Raw genomic sequence first — 24,164 nt, 5'->3', positions numbered from 1 at the left:
GTCCGCCCTTCACCACACCGACAACACCTTTGAGGTGCACTCAGTCATGCCCGTTCAGCACACCCGACGCGCCGTGCTCGGCGCATCGCTCGCCCTCGCCGGTACCGGCGCCCTCGCCGCCTGCTCCGACGGCGGCACGAGCTCCGGCCACTCCGGCATGGACCACTCCGCCATGGGCGACGCAGGGCCGTCCGGCACCGCGGCCCCCGAGGGGTACGTGTCCCCCGACGGCCCCGAGGTCGCGGCGGCCGAGAAGCGCCGGGGCTCCGGCCCCGTACGCGAGGTCTCCCTCACCGCCACGCCGTCCCGGCTCGACCTGGGCGGCGGGCACACCGTCAGCACCTGGGCGTACGGGGACCGGCTGCCCGGCAAGGAGGTGCGGGTCACCACGGGCGACACGCTCGCCCTCACCCTGGCCAACCACCTTCCGCAGGCGACCTCGATGCACTGGCACGGGCTCGCCCTGCGCAACGACATGGACGGCGTCCCCGGACTGACCCAGCGGGCGATCGAGCCGGGCAAGGACTTCACGTACCGGTTCGCGGTGCCGGACCCCGGCACGTACTGGTTCCACCCGCACTCCGGCGTCCAGCTGGACCGAGGGCTGTACGCGCCGCTGATCGTGGACGACCCGAAGGAGCCGCTCTCGTACGACAAGGAGTGGGTCGTCGTCCTGGACGATTGGCTCGACGGGGTGGACGGCTCCACCCCCGACGCGGTGCTCCAGGAACTCACCAAGGGGCACAGCGGGCACAGCATGGAGGACATGCCCTCCGCCGATGCCGATGCCGATGCCGGAACCGGGCCCTCGCGCATGCTCATGGGCGCCACCAGCAAGCTGCTCGGCGGCGACGCGGGCGATGTCGGCTACCCGTACTACCTGGTCAACGGCCGCGTCCCGCAGGACCCGGCCGCCTTCAGCGCCCGGCCCGGCGACCGGATCCGGCTGCGGATCATCAACGCGGGCGGTGACACGGCCTTCCGCGTCGCGCTCGGCGGCCACCGGATGACGGTCACGCACACCGACGGCTTCCCGGTCCGGCACACCACGACGGACGCCCTGCTGCTCGGCATGGGCGAGCGGTACGACGTGCTGGTGACCGCCGGGGACGGGGTGTTCCCGCTGACCGCGCTGGCCGAGGGCAAGAAGGCCTCCGCGATGGCGCTGCTGCGGACCGGGGGCGGGGCGGCGCCCGCAGCCACCGTGCGGCCGAAGGAGCTGGACGGTGAGCTGGTGACCTCGGACCGGCTGGTACCGGACGCGTCCGTGGCGCTGTCCGGCCGGACGCCCGACCGGACGGTGCGGATCAGGCTGACCGGTTCCATGGCCGCGTACGACTGGGCGTTCGACGGTAAGCCGTACAGCGCGGACCAGCGCCATCCGGTGCAGACCGGGGAACGGGTCCGGCTGGAGTTCCGCAACGCGACCTTGATGTGGCACCCCGTCCATCTGCACGGGCACACCTTCGCGCTGGCCGGGAACGCGTCCGGGGCCCGTAAGGACACCGCGATCGTGCTGCCCCGGCAAACCCTCACCGTCGACTTCGACGCGGACAACCCGGGGCTGTGGATGCTCCACTGCCACAACCTGTACCACGCGGAGGCGGGCATGATGACGGTCGTCGGCTACCGGAGCTGACCTGCCACCTGGCGGGCCGTCCGGCGGGCCGCACGGCCTTTTACGCGGCCCGCCAGGACATCGCGTCAGTCAGACGATTACACTGGGCGGCGTGCCTCAACTACGCCTCGCACTGAATCAGATCGACTCGACCGTCGGTGACCTCGCCGGCAACGCCGAGGCGATCCTCCACTGGACCCGGCACGCCGCCGCGCAGGGCGCCCACCTGGTGGCGTTCCCCGAGATGGTGCTGACCGGTTACCCCGTCGAGGACCTGGCCCTGCGGTCCTCCTTCGTCGAGGCGTCGCGGGACGCGCTGCGCGCGCTCGCCGCCCGCCTCGACGAGGAGGGCTTCGGGGAGCTGCCGGTCGTCGTCGGATACCTCGACCGCTCCGAGTTCGCCGCGCCGCGCTACGGCCAGCCCGCCGGGTCCCCGCGCAACGCCGCCGCGGTGCTGCACCGGGGCGGAATCGCGCTGAACTTCGCCAAGCACCACCTGCCCAACTACGGCGTCTTCGACGAGTTCCGGTACTTCGTGCCGGGCGACTCGATGCCCGTCGTGCGGGTGCACGGGATCGATGTCGCGCTCGCCATCTGCGAGGACCTCTGGCAGGACGGCGGCCGGGTGCCGGCCGCGCGGGCCGCAGGGGCCGGACTGCTGCTCTCGATCAACGCCTCGCCCTACGAGCGGGACAAGGACGACACCCGGCTCGAACTGGTCCGCAAGCGGGCCCAGGAGGCCGACTGCACGACGGCCTACCTCGCGATGATCGGCGGCCAGGACGAGCTGGTCTTCGACGGCGACTCGATCGTCGTCGACAAGCGGGGCGAGGTCATCGCCCGTGCGCCGCAGTTCGCCGAGGGCAGCGTGATCATCGATCTCGACCTGCCGGCCGCCGCGCCCGACGCGCCCTCGGGCGTGGTGAACGACGGGCTGCGCATCGACCACGTGGTCCTCTCCGAGAAGCCGCTGCCGCCGTACGAGGCGGAGCTGGCCGGCGGGTACGCGGACCGGCTCGACGACGACGAGGAGCTGTACTCCGCGCTCGTCGTGGGCCTGCGCGCGTACGCCGCGAAGAACGGCTTCAGCAGCGTGCTCATCGGGCTCTCCGGCGGGATCGACTCGGCGCTGGTCGCGGCGATCGCCTGCGACGCGCTGGGGGCGGAGAACGTCTACGGCATCTCGATGCCGTCGAAGTACTCCTCCGACCACTCCAAGGGCGACGCGGCCGAGCTGGCGCGGCGCACCGGGCTGAACTTCCGCACCGTACCGATCGAGCCGATGTTCGACGCGTACATGGGGTCGCTGGGGCTCACCGGTCTCGCCGAGGAGAACCTCCAGTCGCGGCTGCGCGGCACGATGCTGATGGCCGTCTCCAACCAGGAGGGCCAGATCGTCCTGGCGCCGGGCAACAAGTCGGAGCTGGCGGTCGGCTACTCGACGCTCTACGGGGACTCCGTCGGCGCGTACGGGCCGATCAAGGACGTCTACAAGACGGCGATCTTCCGGCTGGCGAAGTGGCGCAACCGGGCCGCGGAGGAGCGCGGGCAGACCCCGCCGATCCCGGAGGCCTCCATCACCAAGCCGCCCAGCGCGGAGCTGCGCCCGGGGCAGGTCGACACGGACTCGCTGCCGGACTACGACGTGCTGGACCGGATCCTGGAGCTGTACGTCGACCGGGACCAGGGGCTCGACGCGATCGTCGCGGCCGGGTTCGACGCGGCGCTGGTCGCGAAGACGCTGCGGATGGTGGACACCGCGGAGTACAAGCGGCGGCAGTATCCGCCGGGCACGAAGATCTCGCCCAAGGGCTTCGGCAAGGACCGGCGGCTGCCGATCACGAACCGGTGGCGCGAGTCCGGCTGACGCCGGGGGGTGGGGTACGGCTTCGGCTTCGGGCCCGTCCGGCTGAGGGGTTGTCCTCAATCGCCGGACGGGCTTTCCCTTGTCCTCAATCGCCGGACGGGCTTGAGGGTGCCGGGCGTCGTTGCCTTGGTTTTGCCGGGCGCCGTTGCTCAGTGCGCGTCTACGCTCGTCTCCTGGCGGCCGGCCACCGCGCCCGCCACGACCCTGGACACACCCCGGTCGCGGTCCAGGGCGCCCGCGGTGACCGCCACCGCGAGGCCGGCCACGGCGAGGACCGCGCCGACCAGGGCGGGGGACGTCCAGCCCCAGCCTGCCGCGATGGCCATGCCGCCCAGCCAGGCGCCGCCCGCGTTGGCCAGGTTGAACGCGGAGTGGTTGGAGGCGGACGCCAGGGTCGGGGCGTCCTTGGCCTTGTTCATGACGAGCATCTGCAGCGGCGTCGTCGTCATGAAGCCGACCCCGCCCAGCAGCACCACCATCACCAGCGCCGCCCACTGCACCTGGGCGGCGAACGGGAAGACGACCAGGACGACCGCGAGCGCGCCCAGCGATCCGTACAGCGTGGGACGCAGTGCCCGGTCCGTGAGCGGGCCCGCGGCGAGCGCGCCCAGGGTCATGCCGATGCCGAAGAGCGCCAGCACCAGGGTCACGGAGGACTCCCCGAAGCCCATCGCCTCTGTCGTCATCGCCGAGAGGTAGGAGTACACGGCGAAGACCCCGGCGAAGCCGAACACGGCGGTGAGCAGTCCGAGCAGCACCTGCCGGTTGCCCAGGGCGCGCAGCTCGCGGCGGACGTCCTGGTGGGCCTCGACCGGGATCTGCGGAACGAGCCGGGCGAGCGCGGCCATCGCGCCCAGCCCGATCAGCGCGACGACCAGGAACGTGGCCCGCCAGCCGAGGTGCTGGCCGAGCAACGTGGCGGCGGGCACTCCGACGATGTTGGCGACGGTCAGGCCGAGGAACATCGTCGCCACAGCCCGTGCCTGGCGCCCGTCGGCCACCAGCCGGGCGGCGACGACCGCGCCGACGCCGAAGAAGGCGCCGTGCGGCAGCCCGGCCAGGATCCGGCCCGCGATCAGCCAGCCGAAGCCGGGGGCGAGCGCGGAGGCGAGGTTGCCGACGGTGAAGAGCGCCATCAGGAGCAGGAGCATCCGCTTGCGCGGGACGCGGGAGCCGAGGGCGGTGAGCAGCGGGGCGCCGAGCACCACACCGATCGCGTAGGCCGAGACGAGATAGCCCGCCGTGGGGACGGAGGTGCCGAGGTCGTCCGCGACGTCGGGCAGCAGGCCCATCATCACGAACTCCGTGGTACCGATGCCGAAGGCGCTCACCGCGAGGGCGAGCAGAGCCAGGGGCATGAGGAGAGACCTTTCCGAAGGGGGCGGAGCACGCGACAGCGGACCGGCTCCATCGCCGGTCGGCCTCGGTCTCTGATCGGAACAAATACTCTCAGATGGTTTATGCCGGGAGGTAAACGGACCGTGACGTGACAGATGTCAGGGGCGCCTGGGAACTCAGGAGCGTCGGGAATCCGGAGACGTCAGAGGTTGACGCGGGCGGCGATCGGGAGGTGGTCGCTGTCCGTCGCGGGCAGCGTCCAGGACGACACCGGGTCGACACCCTTCACCATGATCTGGTCGATCCGGGCCATCGGGAACGACGCGGGCCAGCTGAATCCGAAGCCGTCGCCGGCCGCGCCCTGGGTGGAGCGCATCTGGGAGGTGACCGCGTTGAGCGAGCGGTCGTTCATCGTGCCGTTGAGGTCTCCGAGCAGGACGACCCGGTCGAGCCCTTCGTCCGCGATGGCCTCGCCGAGCGCGTCCGCGCTCTGGTCGCGCTGGTTCGCGGTGAAACCGGCGTGCAGCTTGACCCGGACCGAGGGCAGGTGCGCGACGACGAAGCCGACCTTGCCCTTGGGGGTGGTGACGGTGGTCCGCATGGCCCGGACCCAGCCCATCTTGATGTCCACCGGGCGGGTGTCGCTGATCGGGTACTTGCTCCAGAGGCCGACGGTCCCCTGTACCGAGTGGTACGGGAAGCGCCCGGCGAGCGCCGACTCGTAGGTCTTCACCTTGCCGGCGGGCAGTTCCTGGAGGGCGATGACGTCGGCCCCGGAGCCCGCCACCTGCTGGGCGGTGCCCGCGGGGTCGGCGTTGTCCGCGTTGACGTTGTGGGTGGCGACGGTGAGGTCGCCGCCGCCGCCCGACTTGTCGGTGAGCAGTCCGCCGAACACGTTGAACCAGACGATGACCGGCAGCAGGAGCACGATCAGCGCGGTCGCGGAGCGCCGTACCAGGCCCAGTACGAGCAGCACCGGTACGAAGACGGCGATCCACGGCAGGAACGTCTCGGTGAGGCTGCCCAGGTTGCCGATGGTGTTCGGGATGTGGGAGTGCAGGAGCATGACGAAGGTCAGCAGGACCGAGCAGCCGGCCAGGACCAGCCCGCGCCGCCAGATGCCCCGGTCCCGGGCCAGCCTGCCCAGCCTGTCGCTCAGTCTGTCGCGCAGGTCCCGGAAGCGGGGGCCGGTGGGCTGCGGTCCTCCGCCGCCGTTTCCGGTGTCCGCCCTGTACGCCTGCACCATCGCGCTGTCCTCACTGCCTTGCCGTGCACATCGCCGCGCCCACGACCCTAGGCGATGAGCGACGCGATTCCCGCCGTCGACGACGGCCGTACTGCCACCAGGACGAACGAGGAGGCGCGGCGGGTTCCGGCGGGGGGCGGTCTGCGGGGGCTTGTGACAGAACGATCACATGCGTGGGGGTCCGGGCGCGTCAGCCCCGCCCGGCGGCCTCGGCCCGATCCCCTCGACCAGCAGCTGGATGATGCGGTCGGTGAGGTCCTCGGGCAGCGGCGCGTCGGGCCGGTGGATGGTGCGTACGAGCATGGGGCCGAGGAACAGGTCGTCCATCAGCTCCACGTCCGCGTCGCCGCGCAGCTCACCGGCCTCGACGGCCCGCCGGACGGCCGCGAGCATGGCGGCCCGGCGGGGCGCTATCACGGTGCACTGGTACTCGGCCCAGAGCCGGGGGTGGCTCTTCATCTGGGCGAAGACGTTGTGCAGCAGTACGGAGGAGCGCTGGGCCAGTCCGCGTCTGCGCATCGACTCCAGCAGGACGCGCAGGTCACCGAGGCCGGCCGTACCGGAGACGTCGGGTTCCGGGGGCTCGATGTCGCGCAGGACGTCGACGAAGAGCTCCTCCTTGTCGGCCCAGCGCCGGTAGATGGTGGCCTTGCCGACCCCGGCGGTGCGGGCGATCCGCTCGATGGACAGGCCGGCGAGGGGCTCGCCGGCCTCCAGCAGTTCGACGACGGCGTCCAGGATGGCGCGCTCGGCCGCCGCGCTGCGCGGACGCCCTCGACGGGGCTCCTGCTCCTCACCGGGGTCGCGGTCGTGCTCGCCCGGGGCCTGCTCGTCCCGGTCCGCTGCCTGAGCCTGCACGTGAAACCACCTTTCGCCGCCCCCGATTCTCCCCGAACGGACCGGTCCCGGCGGCATCCCCCCGGGGCCGGCCCGTTCCGGCGTCAGCGTGCCGCGGGCGCGGGCACCGTCGGATCGTCCTGGGCGCCGCCCGGGACGGGCGGCTGCGCGGCGGGTGCCTTGCCCGGCAGGAACAGGGCGACCACGATCGCCCCGAGCAGGGCGACGAAGGCCGAGCTGATGGCCGTGACGTGCATGGCGCTGAGGAACGCGTCGTGCGCGGCGGTGACCAGCGGGGCGCCCTTCGGCCCCATCTTCTCCGCGATGCCGAGCGTCGCCTCGATCGACTCCGCCGCGGTGTCCCTGGCGGCGGCCGGGAGCGCCCCGAGGTGGCTCTCGATGTCGCTCCGGTAGACGGCGGAGAGCACGGAGCCGAGGACGGCGATCCCGAGCGCGCCGCCGACCTGCCGGAACGTGTTGTTGACGGCCGAGCCGGAGCCGGCCTTCTCGCGCGGCAGCGCCTGCATGACGGCGACGGTGACCGGCGGCATCACATGGGCCATGCCGGTGCCCTGCACGAAGAAGACCACACACATCAGCCAGACGGGGGTGTCGGCGTCGAACAGCGCGAACGCCGCGAGTCCGACCGCGACCATCAGCATGCCGACGGTGCACACGGCGCGGGCGCCGAACCGTGCGACCACCAGCCGGGCCCTGGGCGCGAAGACCATCTGGGCGATGGCCAGGGGCAGGATCAGCAGCCCGGACTGCAGGGCGCTCCAGCCCCGCACGCTCTGCATGTAGAAGGCGGAGAAGAACGTCACGCCCATCAGCGCGAAGAAGACCAGCGCGATCGCGGCGACGGCGGCGGAGAAGGCCGGCTTCCTGAAGTACGTGATGTCGATGGCCGGGCTGGCGCTGCGCTTCTCGTGGAGGACGAACACCACCAGGACGGCGAGTCCGCCGATGACCGGCAGGAGCACCGAGACGGCGGTGAAGTCGGCCAGTTCGCCGCCGCGGATGATGCCGTACACCAGCAGCACCAGGCCGATGATGGAGAGCACCACTCCGACCGGGTCCAGCCGGCCCGGCTTCGGGTCCCTGGAGTCCGGCACGAGGATCAGCATCGCGATCAGCGCGATGATCACGACGGGCACGTTGACCAGGAAGATCGAGCCCCACCAGAAGTGTTCGAGGAGCAGTCCGCCGGTGATCGGGCCGATCGCGATGCCGAGGCCCACGCTGCCCGCCCAGATGCCGATGGCCTTGGGCTGCTCGTCGCGCTCGAAGACGTTCATCAGGACGGCGAGGGTGGCCGGCATCACGAAGGCGGCGCCGAAGCCCATCACCGCGCGCCAGGCGATGAGTTCGCCGGGCGAGCCGGACATCGCGGCGAAGGCCGAGCCGATGCCGAAGAGCACGATGCCCAGGAGGAGCATCTTCTTGCGCCCGATGCGGTCACCGAGCAGTCCTGCGGTGAAGAGCAGTCCGGCGAAGACGAGGGTGTAGGAGTTGATCGCCCACTCCAGCTCGCTCTGGGTGGCCCCCAGTCCGGTGGGTGCGGGGGAAGCGATCGTCTTGACGGCGACGTTGAGGATCGAGTTGTCCAGCACCACGATGAGCAGGCTGAACATCAGAACAACGAGAATCGCCCAGCGGCGGCGGTGGACCGCCTCCGGGACCTGGGGCACGACGGCGGGAGCGCCGGACGGTATGGACATGAAGGAAAGCCTAACCTCATTTCGATACGAGACCGTCTCGTATTGGAAAGTCTTTACCGGGCGATATGGCACCCGGTGCCAGGCCGATGCGCGGGCCCACTTCCCGTGACCGGCTCCGGGATGCCACCATGGAAGGGATCCGGGGACGCCGTCAGGGCGCCTCGAGATGACGAAGGAGCCGTTGGCAATGTCGCTTCAGGCTGCGCACAACCAGTCCGCCACACCCACCGCGGGAGCCCCCGCCGACAGCAGCAAGGCGCTGTACGGAGGAAAGAGCAACCGCCGCGTCACCGTCCACGACATCGCCGCCGCCACCGAGCGCGGCGAGAAGTGGCCCATGCTCACCGCCTACGACGCGATGACCGCGTCCGTCTTCGACGAGGCCGGCATCCCGGTCATGCTCGTCGGTGACTCGATGGGCAACTGTCACCTCGGCTACGAGACCACCGTGCCCGTCACGATGGACGAGATCGCCATGCTGTCCGCCGCCGTCGTACGGGGCACCAAGCGCGCCCTGATCGTCGCGGACCTGCCCTTCGGGGCCTACCAGGAGAGCCCCGTCCAGGCCCTGCGCAACGCCACCCGGCTCATCAAGGAGTCCGGGGTCAGCGCGGTCAAGCTGGAGGGCGGCGAGCGCAGCCACGAGCAGATCAAGCTCCTGGTCGACGCCGGCATCCCGGTGATGGCCCACATCGGCCTGACCCCGCAGTCCGTCAACGCGATGGGCTACCGGGTGCAGGGCCGAGGCGAGGAGGCCGCCCAGCAGATGCTGCGCGACGCCAAGGCCGTGCAGGACGCGGGCGCGTTCGCCGTGGTCCTGGAGCTCGTACCGGCCGAGCTGGCCGCCGAGGTCACCCGCACCCTGCACATCCCGACCGTCGGCATCGGCGCCGGTCCGGACACCGACGCCCAGGTGCTCGTCTACACCGACATGGTCGGGCTGACCGGCGGCAAGGTGCCGCGCTTCACCAAGCAGTACGCCGACCTGCGCCAGATCCTCGGTGACGCCGCCAAGGCGTACGCGGACGAGGTCGTCGGCGGCACCTTCCCGGCGCCGGAGCACACCTTCCACTGACCGGACCGCACCGCCCGTACGACCGCTTCCCCACCACCGACAGCCCGCCGACTTCCCCCGTCGGCGGGCTGTCGGCCGCTTGTCGGTGTGCTGTCGGTGACGGCTGTTCTGATAGTGGACATGACGCGAATCGACAAGAACCCCAGGAGCGGCGGAAACGCCGTCGAGGTACGGGGACTGGTCAAGCACTACGGCTCGACCAAGGCTCTGGACGGCGTGGACCTCGATGTACGCGAGGGCACCGTCCTCGGCGTGCTCGGCCCCAACGGCGCCGGCAAGACCACTCTCGTACGCTGCCTGTCCACCCTGATCCTGCCCGACGCCGGACACGCGGTCGTGGCGGGCTACGACGTGGTGAAGCAGCCCCGCCAGCTGCGCCGCACCATCGGCCTGACCGGGCAGTACGCCTCGGTCGACGAGAAGCTCTCCGGCTGGGAGAACCTCTACATGATCGGGCGGCTGCTCGACCTGCCGCGCAAGAAGGCCCGCTCGCGCGCCGACGAGCTGCTGGAGCGCTTCTCGCTCACCGACGCGGCGAAGAAGGCCGCCATGGACTACTCCGGCGGTATGCGGCGCCGGCTGGACCTGGCCGCGTCCATGATCGGCAGCCCGGCCGTGCTGTACCTGGACGAGCCGACGACGGGGCTCGACCCCCGTACCCGTAACGAGGTCTGGGACGAGGTGCAGAGGATGGTCGCGGAGGGGGCGACCGTGCTGCTCACCACCCAGTACATGGAAGAGGCCGAGCAGCTCGCCAGCGAGCTGACCGTCATCGACCAGGGCAAGATCATCGCCCGCGGCGGTGTCGACGAGCTGAAGGCCAAGGTCGGCGGCCGCACCCTGCAGATCCGCCCCTCGGACCCCGCAGAGCTGGCCGCGATGGCGCAGGCCCTGCGCGAGGCCGGTCTCGACGGCGTCGCGGGCGCGCAGGCCGTCCCGGACGAGGGACTGCTGTACGTACCGATCCTCAGCGACGAGCAGCTCACCGCCGTCATAGGCCTGCTCGGCACCCGGGGCTTCTCGCTGGCGCACGTCGCCACCGCGCTGCCCAGCCTGGACGAGGTGTTCCTCGCCATCACCGGCGGCAAGGCCACCGTCACCGAGACCGAGACGATTCCCCAGGAGGTCGCGGCATGAGCACGACGACTCTGACGCCCACCCCCGCCCCCACCGGCACGACGCCCGCCGCCCCGGCCGCGAAGGTCCACGACGAGGGCGGGATAGGGCTGCGGAACAACCTGCGGCACATCGGGGCGCTGGTGCGGCGCAACCTGCTCCAGATCAAGAAGGATCCGGAGTCGATGTTCGACGCGCTCCTGATGCCGGTGATCTTCGTCCTGCTGTTCGTGTACGTCTTCGGCGGTTCCGTCGGCGGCAGCATGGGCGGCGGCCGCCAGGAGTACCTGAACTACCTGATCCCCGGTCTGATGGCGATGATGGGCATGAACATCGCCATGGCCGTCGGCTCCGGTGTCAACGACGACTTCCGCAAGGGGGTCATGGACCGGTTCCGCACCATGCCGATCGCCCGGTCCTCCGTGCTCATCGCCAAGATCGTGGTCGAGCTCGGCCGGATGATGGTCGCCACCCTGATCCTGCTGGGCATGGGCTTCGCGCTCGGCATGGAGCTGCACGGCTCGGTGCTCGGGCTGATCGGCGCGATCGGACTGGCGGCCGCGTTCGGCGCCGCCATCATGTGGATCTTCATCCTGCTCGGGCTGAGCCTGAAGACGACCCAGGCGGTTCAGGGAATGGGGATGATCGTGATGATGCCGCTCCAGTTCGGCTCCTCCATCTTCGCCCCGCCCACGACGATGCCCGGCTGGCTCCAGTCGTTCACCGACTACAACCCGCTGTCCAACCTGGCCGACTCGGCCCGCGCCCTGATGATGGGCACCCCGGTCGGCCACTCGGTCTGGCTGACGCTCGGCTGGACCGTGCTCATCACCGCGATCATGGCACCGATCGCGGTGTCCAAGTTCCGCAAGAAGTCCTGACCCCGGCTCTGCCGGGCGGCCCTGAGTCCTGTCCCCTGGCGGACGGGGTTCAGCTCCGGTACGCCTCGACGAGAGCGGCGGCCTCCTTCACGGAGAGGCCGCCGCTCTCGGCGTACGCGGACTCGAAGGCGCTGTCCCCGAGGACGGCCCTGACCAGCTCCTCCGCCGCCTCGTGGTTCTCCCGCTCCATCGACGTCGGCACGTGCCCGCTCGGCAGCAGGTCCCGGCAGGCGGCCAGCAGCCGCACCGCGAGCGCCGCACCGGGCTCCCCGCCGAGGCCGCCCAGCGCCCGCGCGGCGGTGACCAGATGGGTCGCGGCCATGTGCGGCGCCACCATCTGCGTCAGCGGGTCGTCGGACCGCTCCAGCGCCTCCCGGCTCCGGTCCAGGGCCTGCGCGTACAGCCCGTCGATGGTGTCCAGCCAGGCCACCGCGCCCACCACGAAACCGTGGAAGACCGCCTCCGTCTCCGCCGTGAACTCCTCGCACAGCGCGCCGAGGTGCACGCGGGCTTCGCCGGTACGGCCGGAGCGCCCCAGCCACATGGCCAGGAAGAGCCGGGCGAAGGACTTCGCCCCGTGCCCCACGTGCCACGTCTCCTCAAGCACCTCCCGCAGGATGACCTCACCCTCCGGGCCGCGGCCCAGCTCGGTGAGGGCGGAGGCGTACCGGGTGCGGAGCACCGACACCTGGGCCCGTGCGCCGATCTTCTCCGCATAGCCGACCGCGGCCAGGTAGTCCTCGGCCGCCCGGCCGTAGTCGCCCCGCTTCTCGTTGGCCTCGCCCCGGGAGGAGAGCGCCTCCGCGACACCCCAGTCGTCCCCGAGCCGGAGGAAGATGTCCAGGCTCTCGTCGGCGTCCGCACGGGCCTCGCCCGACCAGTCGAGCCGGTTGGCCAGCACGTTGGCGCGCATCTGGAGCGCCGCGGCCAGCTCCCACTCGTAGCCGAAGCCCCGTGCGGCCCCGACCGTCTCCTCCAGCAGGACACGCACCGCGCCCATGTCCCCGGTGACCAGCACCGCGAAGAACCAGAGCGAGGCCGGGAAGCGGCAGGTCTGCGGCTGGCCCGTCCGGTAGGTGTGCGCGATGGCGCGGAGCCGCGCCATGCTGTCGATGCTCGTCCACTCGTCCATGCCGTTGTCCGAGCTGACCATCCGGACCAGCGACACCTGCCGCCGCGCCTCCTGGAGCAGCTCGGGGCTCATCGGCGGGGGCGCGTCGGTGCAGCGTTCGTGCAGGGAGGGCGCGGGGCTGCCGGGCGGGGTGAACGGATCGGGGCCCAGGGCCGCGGCGGCGTCGGCCCAGTGCAGGGCGTCGGTGCTCAGATCGCGTATGTGCCAGTACCAGGAGAGCGAGAGCACCATGCAGAGCGCCTCCTGCTCGTCCCCTGCGGCGACGGCGTGCCGCAGGGCGGAGCGCAGGTTCTCGTACTCGCTCTGGAACTGTCCGATCGCGGCGAGCTGCCCTGCGCCCCGGAGCCCGGGGTCGGTGGTACGGGCCAGCTCCCGGAAGAACACCAGGTGCTGGCGCTCGACGGCGTCCCGCTCCGCCGCCTCGTCGAGCCGTTCGGCGGCGTACTCGCCGACGGTCTCCAGGAGGCGGTAGCGCATCCCGCCGTCCTCTGCGGGTGCGGCGACGACGAGCGACTTGTCGACGAGTGAGCCGAGCACCGCGGCGACATCCTGCGCGTCGTCCGGCCGGTCGGCGCAGACGGCCTCCGCGGCGGCCAGGGTCCAGCCGCCGGAGAAGACCGACAGGCGGCGCAGGGCGGTGCGTTCGGGTCCGTCCAGGAGGTCCCAGGACCAGTCGACGACGGCCCGCAGGGTCTGCTGGCGCGGCAGCACGGTGCGGCTGCCGCCGGTGAGCAGCCGGAAGCGGTCGTCCAGCCGGTCGGCGATCTGGCGCGGTGTGAGCATCCGGAGCCGGGCGGCGGCCAGTTCGATGGCGAGCGGCAGCCCGTCGAGGCGGTGGCAGATCTCGGCGCAGGCGGCCGCCGTCCGCTCGTCCGCGTCGACCCGGAAGCCGGACAGCGCGGCGGCGCCCCGGTCCGCGAACAGGCGCAGCGCCATCGGGTCGGGCAGCGGGTCGACGGGCCGGACGAACTCGCCCGGTACACCGAGGGGTTCACGGCTGGTCGCGAGCACGGTGAGCTCGGGGCAGCGGGCCAGCAGGTGGTCGGTGAGGGCGGCGGCGGCTTCGATGACGTGCTCGCAGTTGTCCAGGAGCAGCAGCACGCGGCGCCCGGAGAGGTGTTCGGTGAGCCGGGCGAGCGGTTCCCCGGCGCCGCGTTCGACGGCCCTGAGCTCCTCCGCGCCCGCACCGCGCAGCACGGTCTCGCGGCCGCCGAGCGCGGTGAGGACGGCCTCCGGCACCGCCTCCGGCTCTTCGACCGGTGCCAGTTCGGCCAGCCAGACCCCGTCCGGCCAGGTGCCGGGATCGACGGATTCGGCGGCCTCCTGGGAGAGCCGGGTCTTGCCCGCGCCGCCGGGGCCGAGCAGGGTGACGAGGCGGGCGTCCGCGAGGTCGCCGCGCAGGGTCTCGATGTCGCTCTCGCGGCCGACGAAACTGGTGAGCCTGGCCCGGAGGTTGCCGGGCGGGGCGACGGCGGGAGCGGCGGGCGCGGGGGCCGGACGGCCCGGGGCCGTGCGGCGGCCGGGGGCCGCGGCGCGCTCCGCCGCAGCCTCGGGTATGACCGGCAGCACCGGCTCCTGGCGGAGCAGCTCCGCGTGCAGGGACCTCAGTTCCGCGCCCGGATCGGCGCCGAGCCGGTCGGCGAGCACGGTGCGCACCTCCTCGTACGCGGCCAGCGCCTGGGCGGTGCGTCCGGCGTCGCGCAGGGCGCGCAGCCGCAGCGCCTGGAGCGGTTCGTCGAGGGGGTGCTCGCCGCAGAGCGCGGCCAGTTCAGGCAGCACCCGCTCGGCCCGGCCGAGGGCGAGCGAGGCGGTGAGCCGGGTGCGGCGGGCGTCGAGCCGGCGCGCGGTCCAGCGGGACGCTTCGGCGTACCGGTCGGGCAGGTCGGCGAGGACCTGCCCGCGCCACAGGCCCAGCGCGTCGTCGAGGACGCCCACGGCCTTGGCCGGATCGCCCTCCTCCAGGGCCCGCGCCCCCTCCCCCGCGAGCCGCTCGAAGCGGTGCAGGTCGACGGTGTCCGGTTCCGCGGCCAGCCGATAGCCGTTCTCCGCGGAGGCGACCGCCGCGTGGCCGAGCGCCCGCCGGAGCCGGCCCACGAGTGCCTGGAGGGCGCCCGGCGCGTCGGCGGGCGGATCGCCGTCCCACACCTCGTCGACGAGCACGGCGGCGGGCACCGTCCGGCCGGCCCGCAGCGCGAGGACGGTGAGCAGGGCGCGCAGCCGCGCCCCGCCGACGGCGACGGCCGTGCCGTCGTCGCGGAGTGCCTGGGTGGTACCGAGGATGCTGTAGCGCACGCGCCCATTCTCCGTGACCGGGGCCGGAAGCGGGACCACGGCCCCGCCGGATGCGTGCCGGCCGTCCGCCGTGCTGCCTGTCATGCCCCACCCTCTACGGAACCACCGGCATCCGTACTGCCTGTCATGCCCCCACCCTTTACGGAACCACCGGCAGGATGCCAGACGTTCTGGCCGTGTCGCCTGTACGGTCGGGGCTCGCCGCCCGCCCGCTCCCGTTCCTCCCCGCAGCCACCAGGAGCCACCGATGACCACCGCACCAGCGCGCAGCGACCGGCGGATCAGCCCGGTCTTCCTCGGGATCGCCGCCGTCGCGGCGGTGTCCGGGTGGGCGGTGTGGACGGATTTCGCGGATCAGCCGGGGTTCGCCACGTTCCTCTTCGTCACGGCCGCCTGGGTGGTGTCGCTCTGCCTCCACGAGTACGCGCACGCCAGAACCGCGCTGCACAGCGGTGACATCTCCATCGGCGCCAAGGGATACCTCACGCTCAATCCCCTCCGCTACACCCATGCCCTGCTCAGCATCGTGCTGCCGGTGCTGTTCGTGATCATGGGCGGGATCGGTCTGCCGGGCGGTGCGGTCTTCATCGAGCGCGGCCGGATCCGGGGCCGCTGGCGGCACAGCCTGATCTCGGCGGCGGGCCCGCTGACCAATGTGCTGTTCGCGGTCGTGTGCACGGCGCCGTTCTGGCTGGACGCCCTGAGCGGTGTCCCGGCCGCCTTCCGGTACGCGCTCGGCTTCCTGGCGCTGCTCCAGGTGACGGCGGCGATCCTGAACTCCGTACCGGTTCCGGGTCTGGACGGTTACGGGGTGATCGAGCCCTGGCTCTCCCACTCGGTGCGCCGCCAGGTGGAGCCGTTCGCCCCGTTCGGGCTGATCGCCGTGTTCGCCCTGCTGTGGGTGCCGGGGGTGAACGCGGCGTTCTTCGACGCGGTCGACGCGCTGCTGCGGTCGCTCGGCGTCAGTGACTTCGACACGTACTGCGGCCTGGACGCCTACCGGTTCTGGCAGACGCCGAACGAGATCTGCTCGCTGAACGGCTGAGGGCCGCCCCAGGGACCTAGGCGTTCTGCGTGGCCCGCCGGCGGCGCAGGTAGTACCAGGCCATGTTGGACGAGAGGCCGACCAGGAGCACCCAGAGGACCCCGAGGAGCCAGCTGCCCTGCACGAAGGAGATCACGGCCGCGACGACGGCGAGGACGCAGACGACGACGGCGTAGAGAGCGAGGCGGGGCATGGGGAGGGCTCCTGTCGGGGGGTGGTGCGCGGTCCCCTCCAGTGTCCCCCATGCCCCGGACCGCTCCGAGCGGGGTACGGCCGGGGCGGCGCGGCTCACACGTCGGTGGTGCGCAGCCCCGCGTGTGCCTTGTAGCGGCGGTTGACCGAGATCAGGTTGGCGACCAGCGACTCGACCTGGTGGGCGTTGCGCAGCCGTCCGGCGAAGATGCCGCGCATTCCGGGGATACGGGCGGCCAGTGCCTGGACGAGGTCGGTGTCGGCGCGGGCCTCGCCCAGCACCAGCACATCGGTGTCGATCTCCTCGATCGCCTCGTCCTGGAGCAGCACGGCCGAGAGGTGGTGGAAGGCGGCGGTGACCCGGGAGTCCGGCAGCAGGGCGGCGGCCTGCTCGGCGGCGCTGCCCTCCTCCGGCTTCAGGGCGTAGGCGCCCTTCTTGTCGAAGCCGAGCGGGTTGACGCAGTCGATGACGAGCTTCCCGGCGAGCTCCTCGCGCAGCGACTCCAGGGTCTTGGCGTGCCCGTCCCACGGCACGGCGACGATCACGACGTCGCTGTCGCGGGCGCATCCGGCGTTGTCCGCGCCCCGGACGCCGTGGCCGATCTCCTCCGCGGCCGTCTGCGCGCGGTCGGCGGCGCGGGAGCCGATGACGACCTGCTGTCCGGCGCGGGCGAACCGGTAGGCGAGTCCGCGCCCCTGCGGGCCGGTGCCGCCGAGTACGCCGATGGTCAGTCCGGACACGTCGGGGAGGTCCCAGGGGTCCTTGGCCGGGGGCTTGGGCGCGCTGCCGCTGTCATTCGTAGTCATGGCCCCGACAGTACTTCCAGGTGGCCAGGGCGTGTCCGGTGGATCAGGGCCGGGGTCAGGATCCACCGGACAGGCCCTGGGGCCCGCCCCGCCGCCGGACCGCGATCCGGATCACGTTCCCGGCCCCGTTCGGGTGGTCCGGTGGCCGTTCCGCCCTGGGAAGCCCGGCCCGTGGTGCAGGATGCCGGGCCATGGATGCCGTACGTGTGGCGCTGCTGCGTGAGGTGCTCGCCGGGACGGAGTGGCCGGCCGCCACCCGGCGGTTCGCCGGGACGCTGCGCTCGTCCGTCGTCCCGCACGGCGGCGGGCTGCTGCTGGTGGGGAGCGAGGAGTACGAGCCGTGGCATCTGGCCGCGCACCTGGTCGACGAGTCCACCTGGTCGGGGCTGCCCGAGCTGGCGCCCACGCTGGTACGGCACCGGGTGGCGCCAGGGGACCCGGCCCATCTGGCGGTGGGCCTGGGCAGGATCGAGGCGGCCGGGCGGGGCGCGACGCTGCTCGTGGTGGCGCCCCGGTCGCCCGGCGAGGGCCTGCTGGAGCGGGTGCACGACGCGCGCCGGGCAGGGGCGACGGTGCTCTCGCTGGACAACGGCGATCCGGAGGTCCGGGGCCTGGCCCATGAGGCGCTGTCCGTGGCGGGCGGCGACGAGGTGGACCTGGACACGGTCCAGCACCTGGTGAGCGCGGCGGCCGGGGAGAACAGCGCGCCCGTGCCGCGTGGCCGGCGGCGCTTCCGCGACCGGCTGTCCCGGCTCGCCGACCAGCTGACGGCTCCCCCGCCGCCACGCTGGTGACGGGACGCGCCGGGCCGGGCAAGGCGGTTCGTGCCGGGCCGGACGGGACGGTTCGCGCCGGGCCGGGCAAGGCGGTTCGCGCCGGGCCGGACGGGACGGTTCCGGAAACGCGTTTGCCCCGGCCGGGCATCTCGACGGACCATGTCTCCTCGTGACCTCTCGCTCCTCCCTCGCCGCCAGGCTCTCCGCGCTCCTTCCCGATCTCTCGCCCTGGCGGTCCTCGGCCGACTTCCGGCTGCTGTGGGTGCAGGGGCTCGTCACCTTCTTCGGCAGTTCCATGGCGCTGGTCGCGCTGCCGCTCCAGATCAAGCACCTCACCGGCTCACCGCTCGCGGTCGGCGCGATGGGCGCGGTCGAACTGGTGCCGCTGGTCGTGTTCGGCCTCTACGGCGGCGCGCTCGCCGACGCCGTGGACCGCCGCAAGGTCATCCTGGGCACCGAGGCGGGGCTCGGACTGCTCGCGCTCGTCCTGCTGGTCAACGCCGCCCTGCCGGACCCACTGCTCTGGCCGCTCTACGTGGTCGCCGGCGGGGTCTCCGCGCTCTCGGGGCTCCAGCGGCCCGCGCTGGACTCGCTGATGGCCCGGATCGTGCCGCACGACCAGCTGGGTGCCGCCGCCGCGCTGAACTCGTTGCGCTGGCAGGCCGGCGCGATCATGGGCCCGTCGCTGGCCGGTGTGGTGGTGGCGTACGCCGGTCACGCCACGGCCTACACCATCACGGTCGTCACGTTCACCGTCTCGGTGTTCCTGTGCCGCCGGCTGGCGCCCGCACCGCCCGTGGAGAAGGGGCAGAAGCCGTCGCTGCGCGGCATCGCGGAGGGGGCTCGGTACGCCTGGAGCCGGCCGGTGCTGCTGGGGACGTACGCGATCGACATGGCCGCGATGTTCTTCGCCTTCCCGAACGCGATCTTCCCGTTCCTCAGCGACGAGCTGGACGCCGAGTGGTCGCTGGGGCTGATGTACGCGGCGGGTTCGGTGGGCTCGCTGGTGCTGGGCCTGACCAGCGGCTGGACCAGGGGGGTGCGCAGACACGGGCTGTTCGTGGTGTCCGGCGCCGCCGTCTGGGGCCTTGCCATCGCGGCGGCGGGCTGGTTCGGCAACGTGTGGCTGGTGCTGGTCTGCCTGGCGGTGGCGGGTGCGGGCGACATGCTCAGCGGCCTGGGCCGCTCCACCATCTGGAACCAGACCATCCCGGAGGAGCTCCGGGGCCGCCTCGCGGGCATCGAGGTGCTCTCGTACAGCGTCGGCCCGCAGCTGGGCCAGGTCCGGGCCGGCGGGATGGCCGGGTGGACGGGGACGCGTACGGCCGTCTGGAGCGGCGGGGTGGCCTGCGTCGCCTCGGTGGCGCTGCTGGCGGCGGCTCTGCCGAAGCTCCTCACCTACGACTCGGAGACCGACGCGGACGCGCTGCGCAGGCGCGCTCAGCGCGAGGACGGCCTGGAGGCGGCGCCCGCGGGCTGAGCCCGGGGCGCGGGCCCCTCAGCCCGTGGGTGCCGCCGTCAGCCGCCCGCGTTCTCGTCCGGCCCCTGGCGGTCGTGCCACCTGGGGTCGGTCTCCCACTCCAGGTTGCGTTCCCGCGCGGTGTCCATCGCGTGCTGGGCCTCCTGGCGGGAGGCGTACGGGCCGAAGCGGTCCTTGGCCGGGCACTCGGGGCCCTCCTCGACCTTTTTGTGCTCCAGGCAGTAGTACCACTCGCCCGGCTTGCCGACCGTGCGCTTCTTGAACAGGGCCATCACCGGCTCCTTTCCTCTGTGCCATGGTGCCCCGGGAACGCTCGTAGGGCCTGCCATTCGGATCAGGCCGGATCAGGGAGCGGGGTCCGGTGCGTGCAGCTGCAAGGCGGAGGAGGGAGTCAGATGGGGTCTCCCCTGCTCGAGCGAAGCCGAGAGCTTGGGGAAGGAGCATTGACGACCGACGACAACGCGGCAGATGTGCGTGCCGGACCCCGCGAGCCCGGCATGATCCGAATGGTAGGCCCTAAACTCGCTGGCATGTCTGGCCAGTCGCTGCTTGTACCAGGGGAGATCACTCCCGTCCGTTCCGTGCCCGGAAACATCCGGCGCCCCGAGTATGTCGGCAAGTCCGCCCCGACGCCGTACACCGGCCCGGAGGTGCAGGACGCCGAGACCGTGGAGCGCATGCGCGTCGCGGGGCGAATCGCCGCGCAGGCGATGGGTGAGGCCGCGAAGCTGATCGCCCCGGGCGTCACGACGGACGAACTCGACCGGGTCGCCCATGAGTTCATGTGCGACCACGGCGCCTATCCGTCCACGCTCGGCTACCGGGGCTTCCCCAAGTCGCTCTGCACCTCGCTCAACGAGGTGATCTGCCACGGCATCCCGGACTCGACGGTGCTGCGCGACGGCGACATCGTGAACCTCGACGTGACGGCGTACATCAACGGGGTGCACGGCGACACCAACGCCACCTACCTCTGCGGGGACGTGGACGAGGAGTCGCGGCTGCTCGTGGAACGCACGGAGGAGTCGCTGAAGCGGGCGATCAAGGCGGTCCGGCCGGGCCGCCAGGTGAACGTGATCGGGCGGGTCATCGAGTCGTACGCGAAGCGCTTCGGGTACGGGGTGGTGCGGGACTTCACCGGGCACGGGATCAACTCCTCGTTCCACTCCGGCCTGATCATTCCGCACTACGACAGCGAGCACGCCACCACGGTGATGAAGCCCGGCATGACGTTCACCATCGAGCCGATGCTGACGCTCGGGACCCACACCTACGACATGTGGGACGACGGCTGGACCGTGGTGACCAAGGACCGCAAGCGCACCGCTCAGTTCGAGCACACGCTGGTGGTGACGGAGACGGGCGCCGAGATCCTCACGCTCCCGTAGCCCCTCCCCCGACCCCGACTCCAGACGGCCGCCCCTCCCGGGCGGCCGTTTCCGTGTCTCCGGCCGTTTTTACCGACAGGTCGTCGGGAAACAGTTGACTTAGGTAAGCCTAAGTAGGAAGATCGGGACATCGGCCGGCGCTGCGGCACACCGTCGCGGCGGGCCGGTATCTCCGTCTCTTTCTGGACTTCCCGTCCCCCTTGGTCCCCGGAGGCCCGCCTTGGACGCAACCGTCGCCGCCACTCCCTTCTCGACGCTGATCCGCACCGCGTCGCACGAGCAGCACGTCGAGGCGGAGACCTCGACCTTCATGAGCGACCTGCTCGGCGGGCGCCTCGGTGTGGACGCGTACACGCGCTACACGGAGCAGCTGTGGTTCGTGTACCGCGCCCTGGAGGACGGCGCCGGGACGCTGCGCGAGGACCCGGTCGCCGGTCCGTTCATCCAGCCCGAGCTGATGCGCACCGCCGAGCTGGAGCGCGATCTGGCCCATCTGCGGGGTGCGGACTGGCGCGAGGGCCTGGAGCCGCTGCCGGCCACGGCCGCGTACGCGGAGCGGGTGGCCGAGTGCGCCCGCAGCTGGCCCGCGGGGTACATCGCGCACCACTACACCCGCTACCTGGGCGACCTGTCGGGCGGCCAGATCATCCGCGACAAGGCGGAGCGCACCTGGGGCTTCGAGCGCAAGGGCGACGGGGTGCGGTTCTACGTCTTCGAGGGGATCTCCAACCCCGCCTCCTTCAAGCGGGGTTACCGCGAGCTGCTGGACGCGGTGGAGGCGGACGACCTGGAGAAGCAGCGGATCGTGGACGAGTGCAAGCGGGCGTTCGCGCTGAACACGGCGGTGTTCCGGGAGCTGGGAGAGGCCTTCCCGCTCAGTGCGTAGGCCTTGGCGGCCGGCGGTGGGGTGCCCGGGTTCGGGTGCCCCGCCGCTTCGTTCTGTCCTCAATCGCCGGACGGGCTTGATTTTCCGCGGACGGGCTTGGGTTCCCGGCGGGCGGGCTTGGGTTCCCGGCGGGCGGGCTTGGGTTCCCGGCGGGCGGGCTTGGGTTCCCGGCGGGCGGGCTGGTTTTCAGCCCTGGGCCGCCAGTACGACCCTGCCGCCGATCTCCACCGAGCCGTCCGGTGCGGGGGCGGTCAGGATCTGGGAGCCGCGGCCCTGCCTGATGTTCAGCGCACGGTTCAGCCGGTCGCTGAGCAGCAGCGCGGCCGCCCCCGTCGCCTCGTCCTCGTCGATGCCATCGCCCCGCCGGGGGAACGCCCGCGCCCTGATCCGGCCGGCCGCCTCGTCCTCCCACGCCCATACGTAGAGCCAGCCCTCTCCTGGCGGCGGGCCGGTCAGCGCCTCGACCTCGGCCGCGGAGCCGTACTGCTCCAGCGTGCGCGGCGGGGCCCACTCGGGGCGGGCGGTGATCCAGCTGAACTCGCCGTCCTGACGGGCGAACACCTCCCCCACCTCAAGCTCCAGGACCTCCAGATCGAGCAGCCAGGCGGTGCCGACCAGCGGGTGTCCGGCGAACGGCAGCCGCAGGCCCGGGGTGTAGATCTCCAGGTGCCCGCGTTCCGGATCGTCGACGAACACGGTCTCGCTGAAGCCGAGTCGCCGGGCCAGCTCCTGCCGCGAGGCCCGGTCCGGGTGGTCCCGCCCGTCGCGTACGACGCCGAGCGCGTTGCCGTGCCGGCCGTCGGGGCCGCAGAACACGCGCAGTACGTCGATGCCGGCGGGTACGTCGTAGTCGCTCACGAGCGCATTCAAGCACCGCCCCGGTGCCGCCCCGGTGAGAGGGGCGGCACCCGGGCGGTGGTGTCACGCGGTGCGGCGGCGACGGGCCACGACGACCGCGCCGGCACCGGCCGCCATGATCAGGCCGGAGGCGGCGAACAGCGCGCCGGCCGGGACGTCGGAGCCGGTGGAGGCCAGCGCGCCGGAGCCGCCGACCGTACCGCCGCCGCCCACGGTGCCGCCGGTGGACGAACCCCCGGTGGCCGAGCCGCCCGTGGACGAGCCGCCGGTGGACGGGAGTTCGGCGTTCTTGTCGAGGGCGACCGCGACGGTCAGCGCGTCGAGCTGCTCACCCGCCTCGTACATTCCGCCGAAGGCCTTGGTGCCGTCGGCGGTGAGGGTGGCCGGGACGGCGGAGAGGGTCACCACGCCGTCCTTGGCGGTGGGTCCGCCGGCGGGCAGCTTGAGGTCCGCGACGGCGAGACCGGTGTAGGTGGCGATCTTCTTCGTCTCGCGGTCCTTGCTGGAGACGTCGGCGATGAGCCTGCCCTTGGTCCCGTCGGCCTGGATCCGCAGGTTGCTCAGGGAGAGGTCGAGCGTGTACGCGCCGTCCTCCTGGTGGCCCAGGAAGCGGACCTTGCCGTCGAACTCGGCGTTCAGGGTCTTCTTGTCCGCGTCGAAGTGGCCGGTGGCGTCGGGGAAGCGGTAGCCGTCGCCGGACGCGGTCGCGCCGCCCGTCGTCTCGACCTTGCCGTGGGCGATGGGGCCGGTGACGTACGTACGGAAGGAGGCCTTCACGCCCCAGTTCAGGGTGCCGTCGACGATGGCGCCCGGGTCCGCGGCCGGCTTGTCGGTGGCCGTGGTGCTCGGGGAGGGCTTCGGCGTGGGCTGGGTGGTGGGCCGGTCCGTGGGCTTCACGGTCGGCTTCTCGGTGGGCTTCTCCGTCGGCTTGCCGGTCGGCTCGGTGGGCTTCTCGGTCGGCTTCTCGGTCGGGGGCGTGACCGCCTTCACCGTGAGCGTGGCCGGGTCGAGGACCTCGCCGGTCTGGTACTGGCCGTTGAAGGCCTCGGAGCCCGCCTTCGTCAGCTTCGCGGGGATGTCCTTGAAGACCATCGCTCCGCCCGCGCCCTGACCGGGCTTCACGGCCGACAGGTCGAGGTCCGCGACCGCCACATCGTTCTGGGTGCCCTGCGGGGTCGCCACGTCGGCGGTGATCGCGCCGCCCTTGCCGGCGGTGGACAGCTTGACGTCCGAGAGCGTGATGTCGAGGACGCCGCCGTGGGCGGAGAAGTTGACGCCGCCCTCGAAAGCGGTGTCGGTGCCGTGGGTGGTCATGTCGTACGTGCCCTTGCCATTGACAAAGGTGAAGACACCGTTGCCGGCCGCCTGGGTGGCACCGTCCTTGACCGTGATCTTGCCCGCGGCGCCGATGTACTTGCGGAAGGACTCCTTGAAGCCCCAGTCCAGCGTGCCGTCCTTCAGCTCCATCGTCGGGGCGGCCGCGCTGGCGCCGTCCGAGCCGGACTGGCCGGCCGCGAACGCCGGGAGCGCGAAGGCGTTGCCGAGGGCGGCCGCGGTGGCGACGGCTGCGGCGAGGGCTATGGGGCGGCGGGTGGCTGCCATGGTCTTT

General features: G+C 72.1%; 20 protein-coding genes. 10 read left to right on the top strand and 10 right to left on the bottom strand.

From position 1 onward, the window contains the following. The first annotated feature begins 46 nt into the window (after window positions 1-46). Both ACZ601_RS10885 and ACZ601_RS10880 read left to right on the top strand, forming a co-directional pair. On the top strand, window positions 47-1,639 hold the full coding sequence (locus tag ACZ601_RS10885; RefSeq protein WP_469535688.1) for a multicopper oxidase family protein: 1,593 nt from the start codon (window positions 47-49) through the stop codon (window positions 1,637-1,639). Between the two features lie 91 nt (window positions 1,640-1,730). Continuing rightward, the gene (locus ACZ601_RS10880; RefSeq protein ID WP_440573708.1) at window positions 1,731-3,485 is read left to right on the top strand and encodes an NAD+ synthase; all 1,755 of its coding nucleotides are present in this window, start codon (window positions 1,731-1,733) and stop codon (window positions 3,483-3,485) included. Window positions 3,486-3,634: 149 nt separating this feature from the next. Here the strand turns inward: ACZ601_RS10880 and ACZ601_RS10875 are convergent, their stop codons facing one another. From ACZ601_RS10875 to ACZ601_RS10860, 4 genes are all read right to left on the bottom strand, one after another. Beyond that, the gene (locus tag ACZ601_RS10875; RefSeq protein WP_469535686.1) at window positions 3,635-4,843 is read right to left on the bottom strand and encodes an MFS transporter; all 1,209 of its coding nucleotides are present in this window, start codon (window positions 4,841-4,843) and stop codon (window positions 3,635-3,637) included. A 182-nt stretch (window positions 4,844-5,025) separates the two neighbouring features. Next, the gene (locus ACZ601_RS10870; RefSeq protein WP_469535685.1) at window positions 5,026-6,069 is read right to left on the bottom strand and encodes an endonuclease/exonuclease/phosphatase family protein; all 1,044 of its coding nucleotides are present in this window, start codon (window positions 6,067-6,069) and stop codon (window positions 5,026-5,028) included. Window positions 6,070-6,234: 165 nt separating this feature from the next. Continuing rightward, on the bottom strand, window positions 6,235-6,927 hold the full coding sequence (locus tag ACZ601_RS10865; protein WP_469535682.1) for a TetR/AcrR family transcriptional regulator: 693 nt from the start codon (window positions 6,925-6,927) through the stop codon (window positions 6,235-6,237). Between the two features lie 83 nt (window positions 6,928-7,010). Further along, window positions 7,011-8,627, bottom strand: a complete 1,617-nt coding sequence (locus tag ACZ601_RS10860; RefSeq protein WP_440573704.1) for a DHA2 family efflux MFS transporter permease subunit — start codon at window positions 8,625-8,627, stop codon at window positions 7,011-7,013. A 187-nt stretch (window positions 8,628-8,814) separates the two neighbouring features. On the opposite strand from ACZ601_RS10860, the gene panB reads away from it, so the two are divergent. The 3 genes from panB to ACZ601_RS10845 all read left to right on the top strand — a co-directional run bounded on the left by panB (window position 8,815) and on the right by ACZ601_RS10845 (window position 11,699). Further along, entirely contained in the window at window positions 8,815-9,702 is an 888-nt protein-coding gene (gene panB / locus ACZ601_RS10855) for a 3-methyl-2-oxobutanoate hydroxymethyltransferase (RefSeq protein WP_469535677.1), read from the top strand. A 120-nt stretch (window positions 9,703-9,822) separates the two neighbouring features. Beyond that, window positions 9,823-10,839, top strand: coding sequence for an ATP-binding cassette domain-containing protein (locus ACZ601_RS10850; RefSeq protein ID WP_440573703.1), 1,017 nt, complete (start codon window positions 9,823-9,825; stop codon window positions 10,837-10,839). Then, window positions 10,836-11,699, top strand: coding sequence for an ABC transporter permease (locus ACZ601_RS10845; RefSeq protein WP_469535674.1), 864 nt, complete (start codon window positions 10,836-10,838; stop codon window positions 11,697-11,699). The genes ACZ601_RS10850 and ACZ601_RS10845 overlap by 4 nt, the downstream gene beginning before the upstream one ends. A 49-nt stretch (window positions 11,700-11,748) precedes the next feature. On the opposite strand, the gene ACZ601_RS10840 is transcribed toward ACZ601_RS10845, so the two are convergent. Continuing rightward, window positions 11,749-15,123: an AfsR/SARP family transcriptional regulator gene (locus ACZ601_RS10840; RefSeq protein WP_469535672.1), complete on the bottom strand. Its 3,375-nt coding sequence runs from the start codon at window positions 15,121-15,123 to the stop codon at window positions 11,749-11,751. A 247-nt stretch (window positions 15,124-15,370) separates the two neighbouring features. On the opposite strand from ACZ601_RS10840, the gene ACZ601_RS10835 reads away from it, so the two are divergent. Continuing rightward, window positions 15,371-16,168 carry a site-2 protease family protein gene (locus ACZ601_RS10835; RefSeq protein ID WP_469535669.1) on the top strand — a complete coding sequence of 266 codons (798 nt, stop codon included), beginning with the start codon at window positions 15,371-15,373 and terminating at the stop codon, window positions 16,166-16,168. A 16-nt stretch (window positions 16,169-16,184) separates the two neighbouring features. Here the strand turns inward: ACZ601_RS10835 and ACZ601_RS10830 are convergent, their stop codons facing one another. Together ACZ601_RS10830 and npdG are read right to left on the bottom strand one after the other, a co-directional pair. After that, the gene (locus ACZ601_RS10830) at window positions 16,185-16,361 is read right to left on the bottom strand and encodes a hypothetical protein (RefSeq protein ID WP_469535666.1); all 177 of its coding nucleotides are present in this window, start codon (window positions 16,359-16,361) and stop codon (window positions 16,185-16,187) included. Window positions 16,362-16,456: 95 nt separating this feature from the next. Further along, on the bottom strand, window positions 16,457-17,167 hold the full coding sequence (gene npdG, locus ACZ601_RS10825) for an NADPH-dependent F420 reductase (protein WP_469535663.1): 711 nt from the start codon (window positions 17,165-17,167) through the stop codon (window positions 16,457-16,459). A 191-nt stretch (window positions 17,168-17,358) separates the two neighbouring features. Here npdG and ACZ601_RS10820 point away from each other — a divergent pair, with 191 nt between their 5' ends. Together ACZ601_RS10820 and ACZ601_RS10815 are read left to right on the top strand one after the other, a co-directional pair. After that, window positions 17,359-17,961: a hypothetical protein gene (locus tag ACZ601_RS10820; protein ID WP_440578691.1), complete on the top strand. Its 603-nt coding sequence runs from the start codon at window positions 17,359-17,361 to the stop codon at window positions 17,959-17,961. A 151-nt stretch (window positions 17,962-18,112) separates the two neighbouring features. Then, entirely contained in the window at window positions 18,113-19,423 is a 1,311-nt protein-coding gene (locus tag ACZ601_RS10815; protein ID WP_469535660.1) for an MFS transporter, read from the top strand. Window positions 19,424-19,461: 38 nt separating this feature from the next. Here the strand turns inward: ACZ601_RS10815 and ACZ601_RS10810 are convergent, their stop codons facing one another. Next, complete coding sequence (locus ACZ601_RS10810) at window positions 19,462-19,695, bottom strand: hypothetical protein (protein ID WP_024494784.1); 234 nt, start codon at window positions 19,693-19,695, stop codon at window positions 19,462-19,464. Window positions 19,696-19,953: 258 nt separating this feature from the next. On the opposite strand from ACZ601_RS10810, the gene map reads away from it, so the two are divergent. Together map and ACZ601_RS10800 are read left to right on the top strand one after the other, a co-directional pair. Next, window positions 19,954-20,811, top strand: a complete 858-nt coding sequence (gene map / locus ACZ601_RS10805) for a type I methionyl aminopeptidase (RefSeq protein WP_440578693.1) — start codon at window positions 19,954-19,956, stop codon at window positions 20,809-20,811. 220 nt (window positions 20,812-21,031) lie between these two features. Next, complete coding sequence (locus ACZ601_RS10800; protein ID WP_469535656.1) at window positions 21,032-21,697, top strand: biliverdin-producing heme oxygenase; 666 nt, start codon at window positions 21,032-21,034, stop codon at window positions 21,695-21,697. Window positions 21,698-21,883: 186 nt separating this feature from the next. Here the strand turns inward: ACZ601_RS10800 and ACZ601_RS10795 are convergent, their stop codons facing one another. Both ACZ601_RS10795 and ACZ601_RS10790 read right to left on the bottom strand, forming a co-directional pair. Next, window positions 21,884-22,555, bottom strand: a complete 672-nt coding sequence (locus ACZ601_RS10795) for a PhzF family phenazine biosynthesis protein (protein ID WP_469535653.1) — start codon at window positions 22,553-22,555, stop codon at window positions 21,884-21,886. Between the two features lie 63 nt (window positions 22,556-22,618). After that, the gene (locus tag ACZ601_RS10790) at window positions 22,619-24,157 is read right to left on the bottom strand and encodes an HtaA domain-containing protein (RefSeq protein WP_469535651.1); all 1,539 of its coding nucleotides are present in this window, start codon (window positions 24,155-24,157) and stop codon (window positions 22,619-22,621) included. Window positions 24,158-24,164 lie beyond the last annotated feature (7 nt).

This window comes from Streptomyces sp. NPDC104307 (assembly GCF_055584045.1).
This window is presented reverse-complemented; position numbering and strand designations above follow the sequence as displayed.

Bases quoted from the DNA above. Each gene is read 5' to 3' on its own strand.
- ACZ601_RS10885 (WP_469535688.1), top strand. From the start codon at position 47: ATGCCCGTTCAGCACACCCGACGCGCCGTGCTCGGCGCATCGCTCGCC.
- ACZ601_RS10875 (WP_469535686.1), bottom strand. From the start codon at position 4,843: ATGCCCCTGGCTCTGCTCGCCCTCGCGGTGAGCGCCTTCGGCATCGGT.
- ACZ601_RS10870 (WP_469535685.1), bottom strand. From the start codon at position 6,069: ATGGTGCAGGCGTACAGGGCGGACACCGGAAACGGCGGCGGAGGACCG.
- ACZ601_RS10860 (WP_440573704.1), bottom strand. From the start codon at position 8,627: ATGTCCATACCGTCCGGCGCTCCCGCCGTCGTGCCCCAGGTCCCGGAG.
- panB (WP_469535677.1), top strand. From the start codon at position 8,815: ATGTCGCTTCAGGCTGCGCACAACCAGTCCGCCACACCCACCGCGGGA.
- ACZ601_RS10850 (WP_440573703.1), top strand. From the start codon at position 9,823: ATGACGCGAATCGACAAGAACCCCAGGAGCGGCGGAAACGCCGTCGAG.
- ACZ601_RS10845 (WP_469535674.1), top strand. From the start codon at position 10,836: ATGAGCACGACGACTCTGACGCCCACCCCCGCCCCCACCGGCACGACG.
- ACZ601_RS10835 (WP_469535669.1), top strand. From the start codon at position 15,371: ATGACCACCGCACCAGCGCGCAGCGACCGGCGGATCAGCCCGGTCTTC.
- ACZ601_RS10830 (WP_469535666.1), bottom strand. From the start codon at position 16,361: ATGCCCCGCCTCGCTCTCTACGCCGTCGTCGTCTGCGTCCTCGCCGTC.
- npdG (WP_469535663.1), bottom strand. From the start codon at position 17,167: ATGACTACGAATGACAGCGGCAGCGCGCCCAAGCCCCCGGCCAAGGAC.
- ACZ601_RS10820 (WP_440578691.1), top strand. From the start codon at position 17,359: ATGGATGCCGTACGTGTGGCGCTGCTGCGTGAGGTGCTCGCCGGGACG.
- ACZ601_RS10810 (WP_024494784.1), bottom strand. From the start codon at position 19,695: ATGGCCCTGTTCAAGAAGCGCACGGTCGGCAAGCCGGGCGAGTGGTAC.
- map (WP_440578693.1), top strand. From the start codon at position 19,954: ATGTCTGGCCAGTCGCTGCTTGTACCAGGGGAGATCACTCCCGTCCGT.
- ACZ601_RS10790 (WP_469535651.1), bottom strand. From the start codon at position 24,157: ATGGCAGCCACCCGCCGCCCCATAGCCCTCGCCGCAGCCGTCGCCACC.